General features: G+C 72.0%; 14 protein-coding genes and 2 pseudogenes. 8 read left to right on the top strand and 8 right to left on the bottom strand.

Annotation, left to right across the window (positions count from 1 at the left end; genetic code table 11):
* Positions 1-192 (top strand): hypothetical protein (locus ACFWMZ_RS27435; RefSeq protein WP_383204817.1); only part of this gene is annotated, 192 nt, incomplete at its 5' end.
* Between the two features lie 167 nt (positions 193-359).
* Here the strand turns inward: ACFWMZ_RS27435 and ACFWMZ_RS27430 are convergent.
* A complete protein-coding gene (locus ACFWMZ_RS27430; protein WP_383204814.1) occupies positions 360-1,004 on the bottom strand; it encodes a DNA-3-methyladenine glycosylase in 645 nt (214 codons plus the stop codon).
* Positions 1,005-1,159: 155 nt separating this feature from the next.
* On the opposite strand from ACFWMZ_RS27430, the gene ACFWMZ_RS27425 reads away from it, so the two are divergent.
* The 3 genes from ACFWMZ_RS27425 to ACFWMZ_RS27415 all read left to right on the top strand — a co-directional run bounded on the left by ACFWMZ_RS27425 (position 1,160) and on the right by ACFWMZ_RS27415 (position 3,253).
* Positions 1,160-1,942 carry a sporulation protein gene (locus ACFWMZ_RS27425; RefSeq protein WP_383179165.1) on the top strand — a complete coding sequence of 261 codons (783 nt, stop codon included), beginning with the start codon at positions 1,160-1,162 and terminating at the stop codon, positions 1,940-1,942.
* A gap of 44 nt (positions 1,943-1,986) precedes the next feature.
* Positions 1,987-2,523, top strand: a complete 537-nt coding sequence (locus tag ACFWMZ_RS27420) for a YbhB/YbcL family Raf kinase inhibitor-like protein (protein WP_383179168.1) — start codon at positions 1,987-1,989, stop codon at positions 2,521-2,523.
* A gap of 223 nt (positions 2,524-2,746) precedes the next feature.
* Positions 2,747-3,253 carry an HNH endonuclease gene (locus ACFWMZ_RS27415; RefSeq protein WP_383179171.1) on the top strand — a complete coding sequence of 169 codons (507 nt, stop codon included), beginning with the start codon at positions 2,747-2,749 and terminating at the stop codon, positions 3,251-3,253.
* A gap of 77 nt (positions 3,254-3,330) precedes the next feature.
* Here the strand turns inward: ACFWMZ_RS27415 and ACFWMZ_RS27410 are convergent, their stop codons facing one another.
* The 3 genes from ACFWMZ_RS27410 to ACFWMZ_RS27400 all read right to left on the bottom strand — a co-directional run bounded on the left by ACFWMZ_RS27410 (position 3,331) and on the right by ACFWMZ_RS27400 (position 5,684).
* A complete protein-coding gene (locus ACFWMZ_RS27410; RefSeq protein ID WP_383179174.1) occupies positions 3,331-4,272 on the bottom strand; it encodes an SPFH domain-containing protein in 942 nt (313 codons plus the stop codon).
* 119 nt (positions 4,273-4,391) lie between these two features.
* Positions 4,392-4,820 (bottom strand): NfeD family protein, encoded by a 429-nt coding sequence (locus ACFWMZ_RS27405; protein ID WP_383179177.1) that lies wholly within the window; start codon positions 4,818-4,820, stop codon positions 4,392-4,394.
* Between the two features lie 66 nt (positions 4,821-4,886).
* Entirely contained in the window at positions 4,887-5,684 is a 798-nt protein-coding gene (locus tag ACFWMZ_RS27400; RefSeq protein WP_383179180.1) for an ABC transporter ATP-binding protein, read from the bottom strand.
* Positions 5,685-5,815: 131 nt separating this feature from the next.
* Between ACFWMZ_RS27400 and ACFWMZ_RS27395 the strand changes: the two genes are divergently transcribed.
* Positions 5,816-6,589, top strand: coding sequence for a hypothetical protein (locus ACFWMZ_RS27395; RefSeq protein WP_383179183.1), 774 nt, complete (start codon positions 5,816-5,818; stop codon positions 6,587-6,589).
* An 85-nt stretch (positions 6,590-6,674) separates the two neighbouring features.
* On the opposite strand, the gene ACFWMZ_RS27390 is transcribed toward ACFWMZ_RS27395, so the two are convergent.
* The 3 genes from ACFWMZ_RS27390 to ACFWMZ_RS27380 all read right to left on the bottom strand — a co-directional run bounded on the left by ACFWMZ_RS27390 (position 6,675) and on the right by ACFWMZ_RS27380 (position 8,932).
* Positions 6,675-6,920 carry a chaplin family protein gene (locus ACFWMZ_RS27390; RefSeq protein ID WP_383204811.1) on the bottom strand — a complete coding sequence of 82 codons (246 nt, stop codon included), beginning with the start codon at positions 6,918-6,920 and terminating at the stop codon, positions 6,675-6,677.
* Between the two features lie 175 nt (positions 6,921-7,095).
* Entirely contained in the window at positions 7,096-7,764 is a 669-nt protein-coding gene (locus ACFWMZ_RS27385) for a response regulator (protein ID WP_383179189.1), read from the bottom strand.
* Positions 7,757-8,932 carry a GAF domain-containing sensor histidine kinase gene (locus tag ACFWMZ_RS27380; RefSeq protein ID WP_383204808.1) on the bottom strand — a complete coding sequence of 392 codons (1,176 nt, stop codon included), beginning with the start codon at positions 8,930-8,932 and terminating at the stop codon, positions 7,757-7,759. Before ACFWMZ_RS27380 ends, ACFWMZ_RS27385 begins: the two co-directional genes overlap by 8 nt.
* Before the next feature lie 274 nt (positions 8,933-9,206).
* Between ACFWMZ_RS27380 and ACFWMZ_RS27375 the strand changes: the two are divergent.
* From ACFWMZ_RS27375 to ACFWMZ_RS27365, 3 genes and pseudogenes are all read left to right on the top strand, one after another.
* Positions 9,207-9,926, top strand: a pseudogene (locus ACFWMZ_RS27375) (SDR family NAD(P)-dependent oxidoreductase).
* Positions 9,890-10,725: pseudogene (locus ACFWMZ_RS27370) on the top strand (S-adenosylmethionine:tRNA ribosyltransferase-isomerase); the annotation flags it as partial. The pseudogenes ACFWMZ_RS27375 and ACFWMZ_RS27370, both read left to right, overlap by 37 nt.
* Before the next feature lie 682 nt (positions 10,726-11,407).
* Positions 11,408-12,130 carry a transglycosylase SLT domain-containing protein gene (locus ACFWMZ_RS27365; RefSeq protein WP_383179195.1) on the top strand — a complete coding sequence of 241 codons (723 nt, stop codon included), beginning with the start codon at positions 11,408-11,410 and terminating at the stop codon, positions 12,128-12,130.
* A gap of 130 nt (positions 12,131-12,260) precedes the next feature.
* Here ACFWMZ_RS27365 and ACFWMZ_RS27360 read toward each other — a convergent pair whose 3' ends face one another.
* Positions 12,261-14,822, bottom strand: a complete 2,562-nt coding sequence (locus ACFWMZ_RS27360; RefSeq protein WP_383204805.1) for an FHA domain-containing protein — start codon at positions 14,820-14,822, stop codon at positions 12,261-12,263.
* Positions 14,823-15,255 lie beyond the last annotated feature (433 nt).

Here is a 15,255-nt window from a genome sequence, read left to right as displayed (position 1 = left end):
AGCACGCTGTTGAGTTCTCAAGGAACGGACGCTTCCTTTGTACTCACCCTCTCGGGCTTTCCTCCGGGCGCTTCCCTTCGGTATTTCGTGTTTCCAACCTTACCAGATCTTTTTTCCGTTCCGTTTCCGGTGCGGATTCCATCTCCGGTGGCCGTTGGTGAGCCTTTGCCTTTCGGCTGGGCACTACGTTAGCGGATTCTCTTCGCACCTCATAATCGAGGTATTCGGGATTCTTTTCGGCATGCCTGAAGAGACCCGGCGAAGGGATGTTGCTGGAGTAGTGGATGCCGCCTCGGCCCGCAGAGGAGCGGAACCGTGTTCAGCGGCTCGGGCCACGTTAGACCTCTGCCGTGGGCAAGTCAAGTGCGTGGCCGCCGCCGGGGTGCGTGGGCCCGGTACGGGCTGACGGTGCGGTCGTCCGCCTGCCAGAACCGCCACGGTCGGACACCCCCTTCTCCCCCGACCCCCGTCCGGGGCCCGGTCCGTACCTGCTCCGCGGCGACCGGGCTGCCGGCCAGTACGCGCAGCGGCGCCGAGGGCAGGCCGCAGGCGTCCGCGCCGTCCAGAGCCCGGTCGATGTCCAAGGCCGTGGCGAGGCGGGCCGGGCCCTTCGCCAGCTCGCGGTCGTGCCGGGCCGCCGGGCGGCGGGGGCGGGCCAGGTCGGCACCGCGTACGACCTCTCCGGCGCGGAGCAACACGGCGCCGGGGTCGCCGTCGGAGCCGCAGACCAGGTTGACGCAGTGCCACATGCCGTACGTGAAGTAGACGTAGACATGGCCCGGGGGGCCGAACATGACGTCGTTGCGGGCGGTGCGGCCCCGGTAGGCGTGTGAGCCGGGGTCGGTGGGGCCCGCGTACGCCTCGACCTCGGTGAGGCGTAGTTCGAGGGGGCCGTCGTCGGTGTTGCGGACAAGGAGGCGTCCCAGGAGGTCAGGGGCGACCTCCTGTACGGGCCGGTCGAAGAAGGACCTGCTGAGGGGCGTACGGTCAGGGGCCGCGATCATGGCATCCGAGCGTAGTCCAGGTGGTTCCCCGCCGGCCGTGCGCCGTGCGGGCGACGGCCGTTCGGGGTGGTTACGGAACCGGGCGGGCGCGGATCGCGTTCTGACCGGCAGGAAGAAGACGACACCACAGGCGCGGCCTGGGGGAGGAGCACGACATGGCTTTCAAGCGGCTGCTGGCGAGTCTGGGCGCGGGGGGTGCCTCCGTGGAGACGGTGCTGACGGAGGTGAACGTCGTACCGGGCGGTGTCGTCCAGGGCGAGGTGCACATCCAGGGCGGTTCCGTGGACCAGCGGATCGAGGGGCTCTCCGTGGGACTGCAGGCCCGTGTCGAGGTGGAGAGCGGGGACCAGGAGTACAAGCGGGACATCGAGTTCGCCAAGATGCGGCTCGGCGGGGAGTTCCAGCTGGCGGCCGAGGCGATGCACACGGTGCCGTTCGGGCTGGAGATCCCGTGGGAGACGCCGATCACCGTCTTCTCCGGGCACCGGCTCCCGGGGATGAACATCGGCGTGACGACGGAGCTGGCCATCGCCCGCGCGGTGGACTCCGGCGACCTCGACCCGGTGATCGTGCACCCGCTGCCCGCGCAGCAGGCGATCATCGACGCCTTCGGTCAGCTCGGATTCCGTTTCAAGCACGCGGACATGGAGCAGGGGCACATCAGGGGGACGCGTCAGCGCCTCCCCTTCTACCAGGAGATCGAGTTCTACCCGCCGTCCCAGTACCGCGGGCTGAACCAGGTGGAGCTCAGCTTCGTCGCCGACGACCGGGCCATGGACGTCGTCCTGGAGATGGACAAGAAGGGCGGGCTCTTCAGCGAGAGCAGCGACACCTTCCGCTCCTTCCAGGTGGGTCTCCACGACTTCCAGAACACCGACTGGGCGGGATACCTCAACCAGTGGCTGTCGGAGGTCGGGAGTCGGCGCAACTGGTTCTAGGCTCGGCGGCAGACAGGAACGACAGCCGTACTGGAGGTACGCACGTGAGTGACAGCAGGCCCCCGCTCCCCCATGACTTCCTGCCCGAGGTGGCGTCGTTCACCGTGGTGAGCGACGAGGTGAAGCCGGGCGCGACGCTGGACGACGCGCAGGTCCAGGCCGTCGGCAACCGGTCGCCGCAGCTGCGCTGGGAGGGCTTCCCGGCCGGGACGAAGAGTTTCGCGGTGACCTGCTTCGACCCGGACGCGCCGACCGGCAGCGGGTTCTGGCACTGGGTGCTCTTCAACATCCCGGCCTCGGTGACCGAGCTGCCCGCGGGCGCCGGCTCGCCGGGCTTCTCGGGGCTGCCGGAGGGCGCCGTCCACGCGCGGAACGACCACGGGACGCGGGAGTTCGTCGGTGCCGCGCCGCCGCCCGGCGACGGCTCGCACCGGTACGTCTTCACGGTGTACGCCGTCGACACCGAGCGGCTGGACGCCGACGCGGACTCCTCGCCGGCGGTGGTCGGCTTCAACCTGCGCTTCCACACGCTGGGTCGTGCCCAGCTGATCGGCGAGTACGAGGTGCCGGCCGAGGGCTGAGTCCCGTACGGCTCCCCGTTCGCGCGCGGCGTTCTCCCGATTGCTGCCCGCCCGTGGTCATGAATGTGGCCGCGGGCGGGCAGCTTTCTTTCGTCGGGTGGCCGCCGTGTCCACGGCCGCCCGGTGCGCCGGGCCCCGATATTGCGTTGTCCGCCGCGCCGCACCCGGCCAGAGTTGTAGCGGTCCGCCAAGGGGCGGGCGGCGCACGGGAGGTGGGCTGGACATGCGGGACACGCTGGTGCTGAACGCGAGCTTCGAGCCGCTGTCGACGGTGACGTGGAACCGGGCCGTGGTGCTGGTCCTCCAGGACAAGGCCGTGGTGGAGATGGTCCACCCGGACCAGCGGGTGCGGGCCGCGCTGGTCGACATACCGGTGCCCCGGGTGATCAGGCTCTGCCGGTACGTACGGGTGCCGTTCCGAAGACGGGCGCCGTGGTCTCGGCGCGGGGTGCTCGTGCGCGACCAGCACCGGTGCGCGTACTGCGGCGGGCGCGGGACGACGGTGGACCACGTGGTGCCCAGGTCGCAGGGCGGGGCGGACTCGTGGCTGAACACCGTGGCGTGCTGCCCGGCCGACAACCACCGCAAGGCCGACCGGACGCCGGAGGAGGCCGGGATGCCGCTGCTGCGGCAGCCGTTCGAGCCGACGCCGTCCGACGCGATGCTGCTGGCGCTCGGCCGGGGCAGCACCGAGGACCTGCCGCAGTGGCTGGCGCTCCCGGCGGCCTGAGCCAGGGGCGTACGAGGTGAAGGGCCGCTCCCTGAAGCAGGGAACGGCCCTTCGGCGTACGTGTGTGGCGCGGGAGGTCAGTCGATGGTCGGCTTCTCCATGCGCTCCGGCGGCTGCGGCGCGGCCGGGGCCGGGGGGCCGCCCAGGCCACCGAGGTTGCCGAAGGCTCCGCTGAGCCCCTTGAGCGCGTCGCCGATCTCGCTGGGCACGATCCAGAGCTTGTTGGCGTCGCCCTCGGCGATCTTCGGGAGCATCTGGAGGTACTGGTAGGAGAGGAGCTTCTGGTCCGGGTCTCCGGCGTGGATGGACTCGAACACCGTACGGATCGCCTGGGCCTCGCCTTCCGCGCGGAGGGCGGCGGCGCGCGCCTCACCCTCGGCGCGGAGGATCGCGGACTGCTTCTCGCCCTCGGCCCGCAGGATCTCGGACTGGCGGACGCCCTCGGCCTGGAGGATGGCGGCGCGCTTGTCGCGGTCGGCGCGCATCTGCTTCTCCATCGAGTCCTGGATGGAGGTGGGCGGCTCGATCGCCTTCAGCTCGACGCGGTTGACGCGGATGCCCCACTTGCCGGTGGCCTCGTCCAGGACGCCGCGGAGCGCCGCGTTGATCTCCTCGCGGGAGGTCAGCGTCCGCTCCAGGTCCATGCCGCCGATGATGTTGCGGAGGGTGGTGACGGTGAGTTGCTCGATGGCCTGGATGTAGCTGGCCACCTCGTAGGTGGCGGCCCTGGCGTCGGTCACCTGGTAGTAGATGACCGTGTCGATGTTGACGACCAGGTTGTCCTGGGTGATCACCGGCTGCGGCGGGAACGGCACGACCTGCTCGCGGAGGTCGATGCGGTTGCGGATCGTGTCGATGAAGGGGACGACGATGTTGAGGCCCGCGTTGAGCGTGCGGGTGTAGCGGCCGAAGCGCTCGACGATGGCGGCGCTGGCCTGCGGGATGACCTGGATCGTCTTGATCAGGGCGATGAAGACGAGCACCACCAGAATGATCAGGACGATGATGATCGGTTCCATCGCGGCTCCCCGTGCCTTCCGTGCCTTCGCGGGCTGCTGTCGCCTCCTCCCGCCGGACGGGCGGGAGGATCTTGGAGGCCGAGTCTGTCAGACGTCGGCGGTGCGTGGGACCGATCCGGTCACATGACGACGGCCGTGGCGCCGTCGATCTCCACGACGTCGACCTCGTGGCCGGGCTCGTAGCTCTGGTCGCTGTCGAGGGCGCGGGCCGACCAGATCTCGCCGGCCAGCTTGATGCGGCCGCTGGAGCCGTCGACGCGCTCGACCACGACGGCCTGTCTGCCCTTGAGGGCCTCGACGCCGGTCACCGTGCCCGGGGAAAGGGCGCGGTTGCGCCGCGCTATGGGGCGGACGACGGCGATCAGCGCCACCGAGACCACCACGAAGACCAGTACCTGGGCGACGATGCCGCCGCCGAGCCCTGCCGTGATCGCCGCGGCGACCGCTCCGACGGCGAACATGCCGAATTCCGGCATGGCCGTCATCACGAGCGGAATGCCGAGGGCGACCGCGCCTACGAGCCACCACACCCACGCGTCGATGTCCACGCGTTCATGGTAGGCGCGGGGGCCGTCCGGGGACAGGGGCCTTTCGGGCCCCTGTCACGCGGAGGGTCAGCGCATCGGGAGACCGCGGGCGGTCCAGCGGTCGTCCTGCTGCTCGACCACGAGGGGGAGGCCGAAGCAGCGGGAGAGGTTGCGCGAGGTGAGTTCCAGCTCCAGGGGGCCGGCGGCGAGCACCTGGCCCTGGCGGATCATGAGGACGTGGGTGAAGCCGGGGGCGATCTCCTCGACGTGGTGGGTCACCATGATCATCGAGGGGGCGATCGGGTCGCGGGCCAGCCGGCCGAGGCGGCGGACCAGGTCCTCGCGGCCGCCGAGGTCGAGGCCCGCGGCGGGCTCGTCGAGGAGGAGGAGCTCGGGGTCGGTCATCAGGGCGCGGGCGATCAGGGTGCGCTTGCGCTCGCCCTCGGAGAGGGTGCCGAACCTGCGGTCCAGGTGCTCGTTCATCCCGAGGCGGTCGAGGAAGGCGAGGGCGCGCTCGCGGTCGACCTCCTCGTAGTTCTCGTGCCAGGCGGCGGTCATGCCGTAGGCCGCGGTGAGGACGGTCTGGAGGACCGTCTGGCGCTTGGGGAGCTTTTCGGCCAGCGCGATCCCGGCGACGCCGATGCGCGGGCGGAGTTCGAAGACGTCCGTGCCGGGCTTGCCGAGCTGCTCGCCGAGGATCGAGACGGTGCCGGTGCTCGGGAAGAGGTAGCTGGAGGCGAGGTTGAGCAAGGTGGTCTTGCCCGCGCCGTTGGGTCCGAGGATGACCCAGCGCTCCCCCTCCTTCACCGACCAGGAGACCTGGTCCACCAGAGCCCGGCCCTCGCGGACCACGGATACGTCCACCAGCTCCAGCACATCGCTCATGAGCGCGTTGTCTCCCATTGCAGTCTCGGTGTTCAGCTCGCGCCTTCGGACCTCCGGGACGCGGGCCCCCGTACAAACCTACGCCACCCGCCGAGCGGTGCCGTCCCCCCTCCTGTCCTTAGGGTGGGGGGATGCTCACCGAACCTCGTTCAGGACTGTTGGCGGCATGGGGAAATGCCCTTCTTGCCGGATTGGTGTCCCCTGATGACGCCGCGTCGGCCATCGTCGGAGAGGACGCGCGCCATCGCGTCGTCGGGCTGCCGGGTGAGCCGGAGCCGGTCGGGCTGACCCTGGCGCTGGGGCGGTTGCGGGCGCTGGGGGCGACGGGTTTCCGGGTGGCGCTGCCGGTGCCGGGCCATCCGCTGGGGCTGAGCGGGCCCCCGGAGTTCAACGAGCGGGCGATGGAGGCCGAGGAGGCCGTGGTGACGGTGGGAGCCGCGGTCGGGCTCGTGCCGGAGGTGGCAGCGGCGGGGCCCGAGGGGGATGTGCACGTGGAGGTGGTCTGGCACTGCCTGCCGGTGCGGGAGGCGCCGCCCGCCGACGTGCCCTCGCTCGGGGAGGCGGAGCGGGAGCTGGCGCAGGCGTTGCGGGAGGCGACGGAGGTGCTGGCGCGGCTCGACGTGGCCGGTTCGGGGCCGGTCGCGGATGCGGCGCTGGACGCGTACCGGGCGCGGGCGCACGCCGGTGCGAAGGACGCGCTGGCCCCCGGATACCCCCAGCGGGCGGTGCGGGTACTGGAGTTGGCCGACCGGGTGGCGCTGCTGGTGGAACTGGCGGAGCGCAGCGGGCACGGCGGGGCGGTGAGCGCGGCGGAGATGGCGGCGCGGGCCGAGGCGCTGCGGCCGGTGGAGCGGACCGCGCGGCGGGCGAAGGTGGCGGCGTACGGGGCGGCCACGGAGGGCTGATCCGCGGTGGCGCGGGTCGGTGGCGCGGGCAGGGCGACGGCCCCTCGGGGGAAGCCGAGGGGCCGTCGCGGTGCTGCGGCGCGGGTCAGCCGTTGAGGCCGAGGTTGCCGAAGGCGGGGTTGAGGAGCCCGATGACGTTCACGGTGTTGCCCACGACGTTGACCGGGACCTGGACGGGGACCTGGACGAGATTGCCCGAGCCGACGCCCGGGGAGTGGACGGCGTGGCCGCCCGCGTGGGCGCCGTCGGTGGCGGAGGCCGCGCCCGCGCCCGCGGCGACGATGCCGCCCGCGACCATGGTGAGGGCGGCGGCCTTCTTGAACTTGCTCACTGCGTACTCCTCGTAGACGTGGGCCGCGGCCGGCCGCCACGGCTCGTCCTCAAGAACGCGGAGCGCCCTCACGGGATACGCCGTCCGGGTGACATCCACCCGACAGTATGAATCTCATCCCGGCCGGGAACCGGGTCCGCCGACGGCGCCCGGCCGGGATGTTTTCCGCAGGTCGTCAGCGTGCCATGCCGTGGCGTACGGCCCAGAGGGCGGCCTGGGTGCGGTCGGCGAGGTCGAGTTTCATCAGGATGTTCGAGACGTGGGTCTTCACCGTCTTCTCGGAGAGGACGAGGGCGCGGGCGATCTCGCGGTTGGAGCGGCCGTCGGCGATCAGGCCGAGCACCTCCCGTTCGCGTTCGGTCAGGGAGCCGCCGCGGCCCTGGCCGTGTCCGTTCTCGTCCTGGCTGAGGAGGGCGCCGGCGACCTCGGGCTGGAGGAGGACGTGGCCGGCGTGGACGGAGCGGATGGCGCGGGCCAGCGCCTCGGGGTCGACGTCCTTGTAGACGTATCCCCCTGCTCCGGCGCGCAGGGCGGGGACCACGGTGCGCTGCTCGGTGAAGCTGGTGACGACCAGGACGCGGGCCGGGTTGGCCAGTTCGCGCAGCCGGCGCAGGGCCTCCACGCCGTCCATGCCGGGCATCTTGACGTCCATCAGGACGACGTCGGGCTGGAGTTCCTCGGCGCGGGCCACCCCTTCGGCACCGTCCCCGGCCTCGCCGACCACCTCGATGTCGTGCTGCACCTCCAGGAAGGTGCGCAGGCCGCGGCGGACCACCTGGTGGTCGTCGACGAGGAGGACCCGGATGACGTGCGTGTGCCGTTCCTCGCGCTCGGTGTCAGCCACCGGGTACCTCCATCTCGATCGTGGTGCCCCTGCCGGGCTCCGCGTGCACGGTGAGGCGGCCGCCCACGCCGCCGGCCCGGTCCCGCATGGAGACCAGGCCCAGATGCCGTCCGGCTTCCCGGGTGGCGCCGGGGTCGAACCCGCGGCCGTCGTCGCGCACGGTCAGCAGGGCGCCGCTCCCCTTCCGCTCCAGGGCCACGTCGACGTGGGCGCCGCCGGAGTGGCGCAGCGCGTTGTGCAGCGCCTCCTGGGCCACCCGCAGGACGGCCTCCTCCTGGGCGGCGGGGAGCGCGCGGGCCCCGGTGGAGGTGAAGGTGACGCGGGCGGCGTGGGCCCGGTCGAGGACCTGGACCTGGGTGCGCAGGGTGGCGACGAGGCCGTCCTCGTCAAGGGCGGCGGGGCGCAGTTCGACGACGGCGGCGCGGAGTTCCTCGGCGGCCTCGGCGGCCAGCGCGGCGACCTGGTGGAGCTCCTCCTTGGCGCGGTGCGGGTCACGGTCGACCAGGGCGGTGGCGGCCTGGGCGGTGAGGCGGAGCGAGAAGAGCTTCTGGCTGACGGCGTCGTGGAGTTCGTGGGCGAGGCGGGAGCGTTCCTCGGCGATGGTGAGCTCGCGGCTGCGCTCGTAGAGGCGGGCGTTGGTGAGGGCGATCGCCGCGTGCTGGGCGAGGATCGACAGGAGTTCCTCGTCGGCCTCGGTGAAGCCGCAGCTCCCCTCGGGTTTGGGGCAGCGCTTGTTGGCGAGGTAGAGGGCGCCGATGCTGCGGTCGCCGTCGCGGATGGGCAGGCCGAGGAAGTCGGACATCTCCGGGTGGGCGTCGGGCCAGCCGCAGAAGCGGGGGTCCTCGCGGACGTCGGCGAGCCGCTGTGGGTGGTCGTCGTGGAGCATCGCGGCGAGGATGCCGTGCTGGCGCGGGAGCGGCCCGATCGCCTTCCACTGGGCGTCGCTGACGCCGTCGACGACGAACTGGGCGAAGCCGCCGTGGTCGTCGGGGACGCCGAGGGCGGCGTACTCGGCGTCGAGGAGTTCGCGGGCGGAGGCGACGATCGTCTTGAGGACGTCGCGGACCTCCAGGGGGCGGCTCATCGCGAGCAGCGCGGAGCTCACCGCGAGGAGCCCGGCGCCGGGCGGCCGGCCGCCGGTCCTGCCGGGGCTCGTGGGGTCGGTCATGCGGTCACGCTACCGGCGGGCGGGGGCGGGCGTATCGGTCCGGGGGTCCGGGTGGCCGGGGCCGTGGGCCTAGGCCGCCGCGGGGCGCGCCTAGGGCGAAGTGCCCTGGCCGGCTGGGGCGGGTGGCGGAGGCGGTGACGGGGGTCACGTTCCTACGGTGGGCGGGCCGGTGGCGGTGACGGCCCGTGAGGCGTCGTCGACGCCGTGCTGCCGGGGTCGGCGAGCAGCCGGCGCGCGTACGTACGAGAAGCCGACGCAAGTGGAGGGGACGATCATGCCGGTGGCGGTCATCACGGGTGGTTCGAAGGGGCTGGGGCGGGCGCTCGCCCTGGCGCTGGCGGAGCGGGGCTGGTCGCTGGTGCTGACGGCGCGGGGCGCCGGGGCGCTGGTGGAGGCGGGGCGGGCGGCCGAGGAGCGCGGCGCCGCGGTGCGGACGGTGGCCGGAAACGTGGCCGACGCCGGGCACCGGAGCGAGGTGGTGGCGGCCGCGCGCGGGCTCGGCGGGGTGGACCTGCTGGTCAACAACGCCAGCGCGCTGGGGGCGAGCCCGCTGGTGGGGCTGGCCGAGCTGGGAACCGTGCGGCTTCGGCAGGCGCTGGAGACCAATGTGGTGGCGGCGCACGGGCTGGTACGGGAGGCGCTGGCGCTGCTGCGGTCGGCCCCGGCGGGCGCGGTGGTCTCGGTGACTTCGGACGCGGCGGTGGAGGCGTACCCGACGTGGGGCGGGTACGGGGCGTCGAAGGCGGCGCTGGACCACTGGTCGGCAGTGCTGGGTGTGGAGGAGTCGGGGCTGCGGGTGTGGGCGGTGGACCCGGGTGATCTGCGAACGGAGCTCTAACGGGCCGCCGTCCCGGACGATCCGGACGAGGCGTCGCGGCCCGAGCCGGAGTCGGTGGTCCCGGCGTTCCTGCGGCTGCTGGCGGAGCGGCCCGCGAGCGGGCCGTACACGGCGGCGGCGCTGCTGGAGCGGTCCTCGGCGGAGGCGGGGCGGTGAGCGCCCGGGCCGTGGTGGGGCGGGTCCCGGAGGAGCTGTCGGCCCGGGTGCCGGTGGAGGAGCGGGAGCCGTGGTGGCGCTGGCGGGCGGAGCGCGCCTGGAGCTGCTGGAACCGCTGGTTCCGGGCGCCGGACGGCTGTGGTGGGAGCGGGCGGAGGGGTTCGGGGTGCCGACGGGTGAGGGCGCCGGGTCGGCGGTGGTGGCGTGGTTGCACCGGCACGGGCGGCCGGTCCGGTACGCGTACACGGCGCGGGACCAGCCCCTCGCGGCGTACCGGACGGTGTTCTCGGCGGCCGGGGAGGACGGCGGCGCGTCGGCGGAGATGCCGAGCGCGGGCCGCCCCTCCACGGCACGGACGGTGACGGAGCTGGTCCGGGCGGGGGTGCAGTTCGCCCCGGTGACGCTGCACACGGGGGTGGCGTCGGCCGAGGCGCACGAGCCGCCGTACCCCGAGCGGTACGCGGTGTCGGCCCACGCGGCATGGCTGGTCAACGCGGTACGCGCCGGGGGCGGCCGGGTGATCGCGGTGGGCACGACCGCGGTACGGGCCCTGGAGTCGGCGGTTGCCCCCGACGGCCGGGTCCGGGCGGCCTCCGGCTGGACGGATCTGGTGGTGACCCCTGAGCGCGGGGTGCGTGTGGTGGACGGCCTGCTGACCGGCCTGCGCGAGCCCGAGGCCTCGCACCTGCTGATGCTGGAGGCGGTGGCGGGCGCGGCCGCCGTGGAGCGGGGGTACGAGGCCGCGGTGCGGGAGCGGCTGCTGTGGCACGAGTTCGGGGACGTGCATCTGCTGGTGCGGGGGATCAGGGGGGTGGCTGGGGCTGAGGGCGGGGTGAGGCCCAGGAAGCGGGCGAGGCTCCGGGGCGGTGCCCCGCCCCTTTGGGGACGGGGGGGGATCGGCCGTACGACCGTCTACGGGACGTCGGCGCGTAAGCGGGCCATGGCGCCCGCGCCCTTGTCTCCCGGGCGGCCGCCAGCCGCCCGCCCGGGAGACAAGAGACGAGAGAGGGGAGGCGCCCTCACGCCCCTCGTGCGCGACACCGGCCGTCGCCTCCATGCATGGCCCGGGGCGAGCCGGGCAGGCGTGGTCCGGGCGCCCAGACCGCCTGGAATCGACCAGACCCGCGAAACCCCCTCGAAATCGGTCACGGAAAGCGTTGCAGTGGCAACGAAACGTGAGATCGAGGGGGTCGGCCTGTGAGGCCCGGCATAGGGCCCAGGTCACGTACGAAGCGGCTTAGTGGACCGAAAAGCCTGGTTTGGCGAGGCGTAAAAGGGACAAGCGCGGAGGCTTCGCGCCCCGTGTCCACTACCTGGCTTCGTACGTCACATCATTGCCACGCATTTTTGCGGCCGCTAACAATGGCTCACGTCGCTCGGCGCTGCGACGGGCCAACCGCCCCGCAGCGTTAGTGCCGGAACATCGCAACTGTCCCCGCCGAGCCGAGAGCGACCTCCGCTACACGAAGAGGTCCTTCCCCATGACGCAGTCCCGCATTCTCGGTCTGAACACGCTGACCCGAAACCAGAAGATCTCCATCGCCGGTGTCGCCACCGCGGGCATCACCGCCCTGACGGTCTCCCTCGTTCCGGGCTCGTCCTCGACCGAGATCGAGCCTGTCGCCGCCTCCCACTCCGCCGCGGCCCCCGCCTGGTCGACCGCCAAGCAGTGGGAGCAGAGCTCCGAGCTGAGCGACCACGTCGCCCAGCAGCAGGTCGTCGCCTACCAGGGCGCGAAGTCCGCAGCCGCTGAGGCCAAGAAGGTCGAAGCCGCGAAGAAGGCCGAGGCCGCGAAGAAGGCCGAGGCTGAGAAGAAGGCCGCCAACGAGCGGAAGTCGGAGGAATCGGCGAGCCGCTCCGCCGAGCGCTCCAAGCCGGCCTACGCCAACAACCTCGACGGCTGGATCAACGAGGCCCTCGACATCATGCAGGACAAGGGCATCCCCGGCTCCTACGAGGGTCTGCACCGCAACATCATGCGGGAGTCCTCCGGCAACCCGCAGGCCATCAACAACTGGGACATCAACGCCATCAACGGTGTCCCGTCGAAGGGCCTGCTCCAGGTCATCCAGCCGACCTTCGACGCCTACCACGTCGCCGGCACCAAGCACGACCTGTACGACCCGGTCGCCAACATCACCGCCGCCGCCAACTACGCGGCCGACCGGTACGGCACCATCGACAACGTCGACAGCGCGTACTGATCCGGACCTCTCGCGGAGATGTGTTCCGCACACGAGGACAGCAGTGAGGGCGGCACCCGATTCCGGGTGCCGCCCTCGCGGCGCGCCAGGGGCCGCTTCCCGGCGGCGCGGCCCCTGACGTCTCACCGGGTCACTTGCGCATGACCTCGGGCTCGTGGCGGCGCAGCAGCCGGGCCACGGCGAAGCCGCAGATCGCGGCCATCACCAGGAGTACGCCGACGTTGATCCCCCACTGGGCGACGGTGGACTCCCAGAGCGGGTCGAGGTCGGTCGGGTTCTCGCGGTCCCACGGCGGCATGAGGTGGGCCAGGTCCAGGGTCGACGCGGCGCCGGACATCGCCCAGCGCGAGGGCATCAGCCAGGCGACCTGCTCCAGCCCCGGCGAGCCGAAGACCTTGAAGAGGACGCCGGTGAAGACGACCTGGACGATCGCGAACATCACCAGCAGCGGCATGGTCTTCTCGGAGGTCTTCACCAGCGAGGAGATGACCAGGCCGAACATCATCGAGGTGAAGCCGAGGGCGATGACGACCAGGCACAGCTCGACGGCCGGGGGCATCATCAGGCCCTCTTCGGGCAGCTCGCGCGGGATGAAGCCGATCGCGCAGATGATGACGCCCTGCACGGCTGTGATCACGCCGAGGACGATGACCTTCGACATCAGGTACGCCGAGCGGGAGAGGCCGGTGGCCCGTTCCCGTTCGTAGATGACGCGTTCCTTGATCAGCTCGCGGACCGAGTTGGCGGCGCCGGAGAAGCACATGCCGACCATGATGATGAGCATGATTGTTCCGGCGGTGCTGTTGAAGGTCGCCGGAGGTGTCGGCGCGGCCAGGCCGAAGTCGGCCGGGATGACCGTGGAGACCACGCCGAGCACCGCGGGCAGCGCCAGCATCAGCCCCATGAACCCCTTGTCGGAGGCGATCACCGAGGCGTATCTGCGGATCAGCGTCATCAGCTGCGAGCCCCACGCCTGCGGCTTGGGCGGGCGGATCGCCTCGGCCGACGGGACCTCGCTCGGGTGGGAGGCGACGGCGTCGATGTCGGCCGCGTACATCTGGTAGTGCTGCGATCCCTTCCAGCGGCCCGCCCAGTCGTAGTCGCGGTAGTTCTCGAAGGCGGAGAAGACGTCGGCCCAGGTCTGGTAGCCGAAGAAGTTCAGCGCCTCCTCGGGCGGACCGAAGTACGCCACGGAGCCGCCGGGCGCCATCACCAGGAGCTTGTCGCAGAGCGCCAGCTCGGCCACCGAGTGGGTGACGACCAGGACGGTGCGGCCGTCGTCGGCGAGGCCGCGCAGCAGCTGCATGACGTCGCGGTCCATGCCCGGGTCGAGGCCGGAGGTCGGCTCGTCCAGGAAGATCAGCGAGGGCTTGGTCAGCAGCTCCAGGGCGACCGAGACGCGCTTGCGCTGACCGCCGGAGAGGGAGGTGACCTTCTTCTCCTTGTGGAGGTCGAGCTTCAGCTCACCGAGGACCTCGTCGATCCGGGACTGCCGCTCGGCCTCCGTGGTGTCGGCCGGGAAGCGGAGCTTGGCCGCGTACTTGAGGGCCTTCTTGACGGTCAGCTCCTTGTGCAGGATGTCGTCCTGCGGGACCAGACCGATGCGCTGCCGCAACTCGGCGAACTGCTTGTAGAGGTTCCGGTTGTCGTAGAGGACGTCGCCCTGGTCGGCGGGCCGGTAACCGGTGAGCGCCTTGAGCAGGGTGGACTTGCCGGAGCCGGAGGGGCCGATCACCGCGATGACCGACTTCTCCGGGACGCCGAAGGAGACGTCCTTGAGGATCTGCTTGCCGCCGTCGACGGTGACCGTGAGGTGGCGGGCGGAGAAGGACACCTCACCGGTGTCGACGAACTCCTCCAGCCGGTCCCCCACCAGCCGGAACGTCGAGTGGCCGACACCGACGATGTCGTTCGGCCCGATCAGCGCGGTGCCCGACTTCGGGATCGGCTGGCCGTTGAGGTACGTGCCGTTGTGCGAGCCGAGGTCGCGCAGTTCGAAGCGGCCGTCGGGCGTCGCGGTGAACTCCGCGTGCAGCCGCGACACCTGCAGGTCGGAGACGACCAGCTCGTTCTCCAGCGCACGGCCGATCCGCATCTTGCGGCCGAGGGCGACCTGGTGGAACGTGGTCGGGCTGCGGTCGCCGTAGACCGGCTCGCCCCCTTGCTGCTGCCCGCCCTGCGCCGGCACGTGCGCCTGCGCGGCGTGCGGCGCCTGCCCTTGCTGCGGCCAGTCCTGCTGTGCGTACTGCTGCTGTGCGTACGGGTCCTGCGCGTACTGCTCCTGGCCGTACTGCGGGGACTGCCCGGGCGCCGGCTGCTGCTCGGGCGCCGGGGCCTGCGCCGCCCAGCCTCCCGCCTGCTGCTGCGCGGGCGCGTGGTGCTGCGCGGGCTGCTGGTGGGCCCGCGGTGCGGCGGCCTGTGCGGCGCCGCCGAGGTTCAGGCGCGGTCCGTCGGTGGCGTTGCCGAGGTTGACGGCCGAGCCCGGACCGATTTCCTGCTGCTGGACGCGGCGCCCTTCGACGAAGGTGCCGTTGGTGGAGCCGTGGTCCTCGATGACCCAGCTGCCGCCCCTCCAGCTGATCGACGCGTGCCGCCAGGAGACCCTGGCGTCGTCGAGTGCGATATCCCCTTGCGGATCGCGTCCGAGGGTGTATGGCCGGGACGCGTCGAGCGTCCAGGTCCGTCCGTTCACTTCCAGTACGAGTTCCGGCACTCCAGCCCCACTGAGTTGTCCCCCGATTAGCCCCCGTGGATGGGGAGTCTAGGGATGTCGAACATCGGGGGGAACTATTCCAGGCCGGGCCCCTGGACCGAAAGTCGGGCCACCGTGAAGGCTCCGTGGCCGGAGGCGCGTTCGCCCTGCCCACGCCGGGCAAACAGCCCCGAAGCGGAGCATCGCCCCCACCCCCGGACAACGATCTCCAGCCGCCCCCGACCAACTGCCGCATACGCCCCCTCCCCTCCTTGCCTGAGTGCCCCTACACCGGCCCACCGCGACAAGCCGGCTTCGGGAGCCGAAGGGGCGCGTCGGGGGGGGGGGGGCCCGCGGCGCCCCGGGCGCGCCGACACGTTATCGCACGGGCGCGTGGGCACCACGCGGAGTGGGCCGCGCCGCGGCGAGCAAA

This window comes from Streptomyces sp. NPDC058373 (assembly GCF_042723275.1).
GTDB lineage: Bacteria > Actinomycetota > Actinomycetes > Streptomycetales > Streptomycetaceae > Streptomyces.
The sequence above is the reverse complement of the archived record's forward strand: the minus strand, read 5'-3'. Positions and strand labels throughout refer to the sequence as shown.

Bases quoted from the DNA above. Each gene is read 5' to 3' on its own strand.
- ACFWMZ_RS27430 (WP_383204814.1), bottom strand. From the start codon at position 1,004: ATGATCGCGGCCCCTGACCGTACGCCCCTCAGCAGGTCCTTCTTCGAC.
- ACFWMZ_RS27425 (WP_383179165.1), top strand. From the start codon at position 1,160: ATGGCTTTCAAGCGGCTGCTGGCGAGTCTGGGCGCGGGGGGTGCCTCC.
- ACFWMZ_RS27415 (WP_383179171.1), top strand. From the start codon at position 2,747: ATGCGGGACACGCTGGTGCTGAACGCGAGCTTCGAGCCGCTGTCGACG.
- ACFWMZ_RS27410 (WP_383179174.1), bottom strand. From the start codon at position 4,272: ATGGAACCGATCATCATCGTCCTGATCATTCTGGTGGTGCTCGTCTTC.
- ACFWMZ_RS27400 (WP_383179180.1), bottom strand. From the start codon at position 5,684: ATGAGCGATGTGCTGGAGCTGGTGGACGTATCCGTGGTCCGCGAGGGC.
- ACFWMZ_RS27395 (WP_383179183.1), top strand. From the start codon at position 5,816: ATGCTCACCGAACCTCGTTCAGGACTGTTGGCGGCATGGGGAAATGCC.
- ACFWMZ_RS27380 (WP_383204808.1), bottom strand. From the start codon at position 8,932: ATGACCGACCCCACGAGCCCCGGCAGGACCGGCGGCCGGCCGCCCGGC.
- ACFWMZ_RS27365 (WP_383179195.1), top strand. From the start codon at position 11,408: ATGACGCAGTCCCGCATTCTCGGTCTGAACACGCTGACCCGAAACCAG.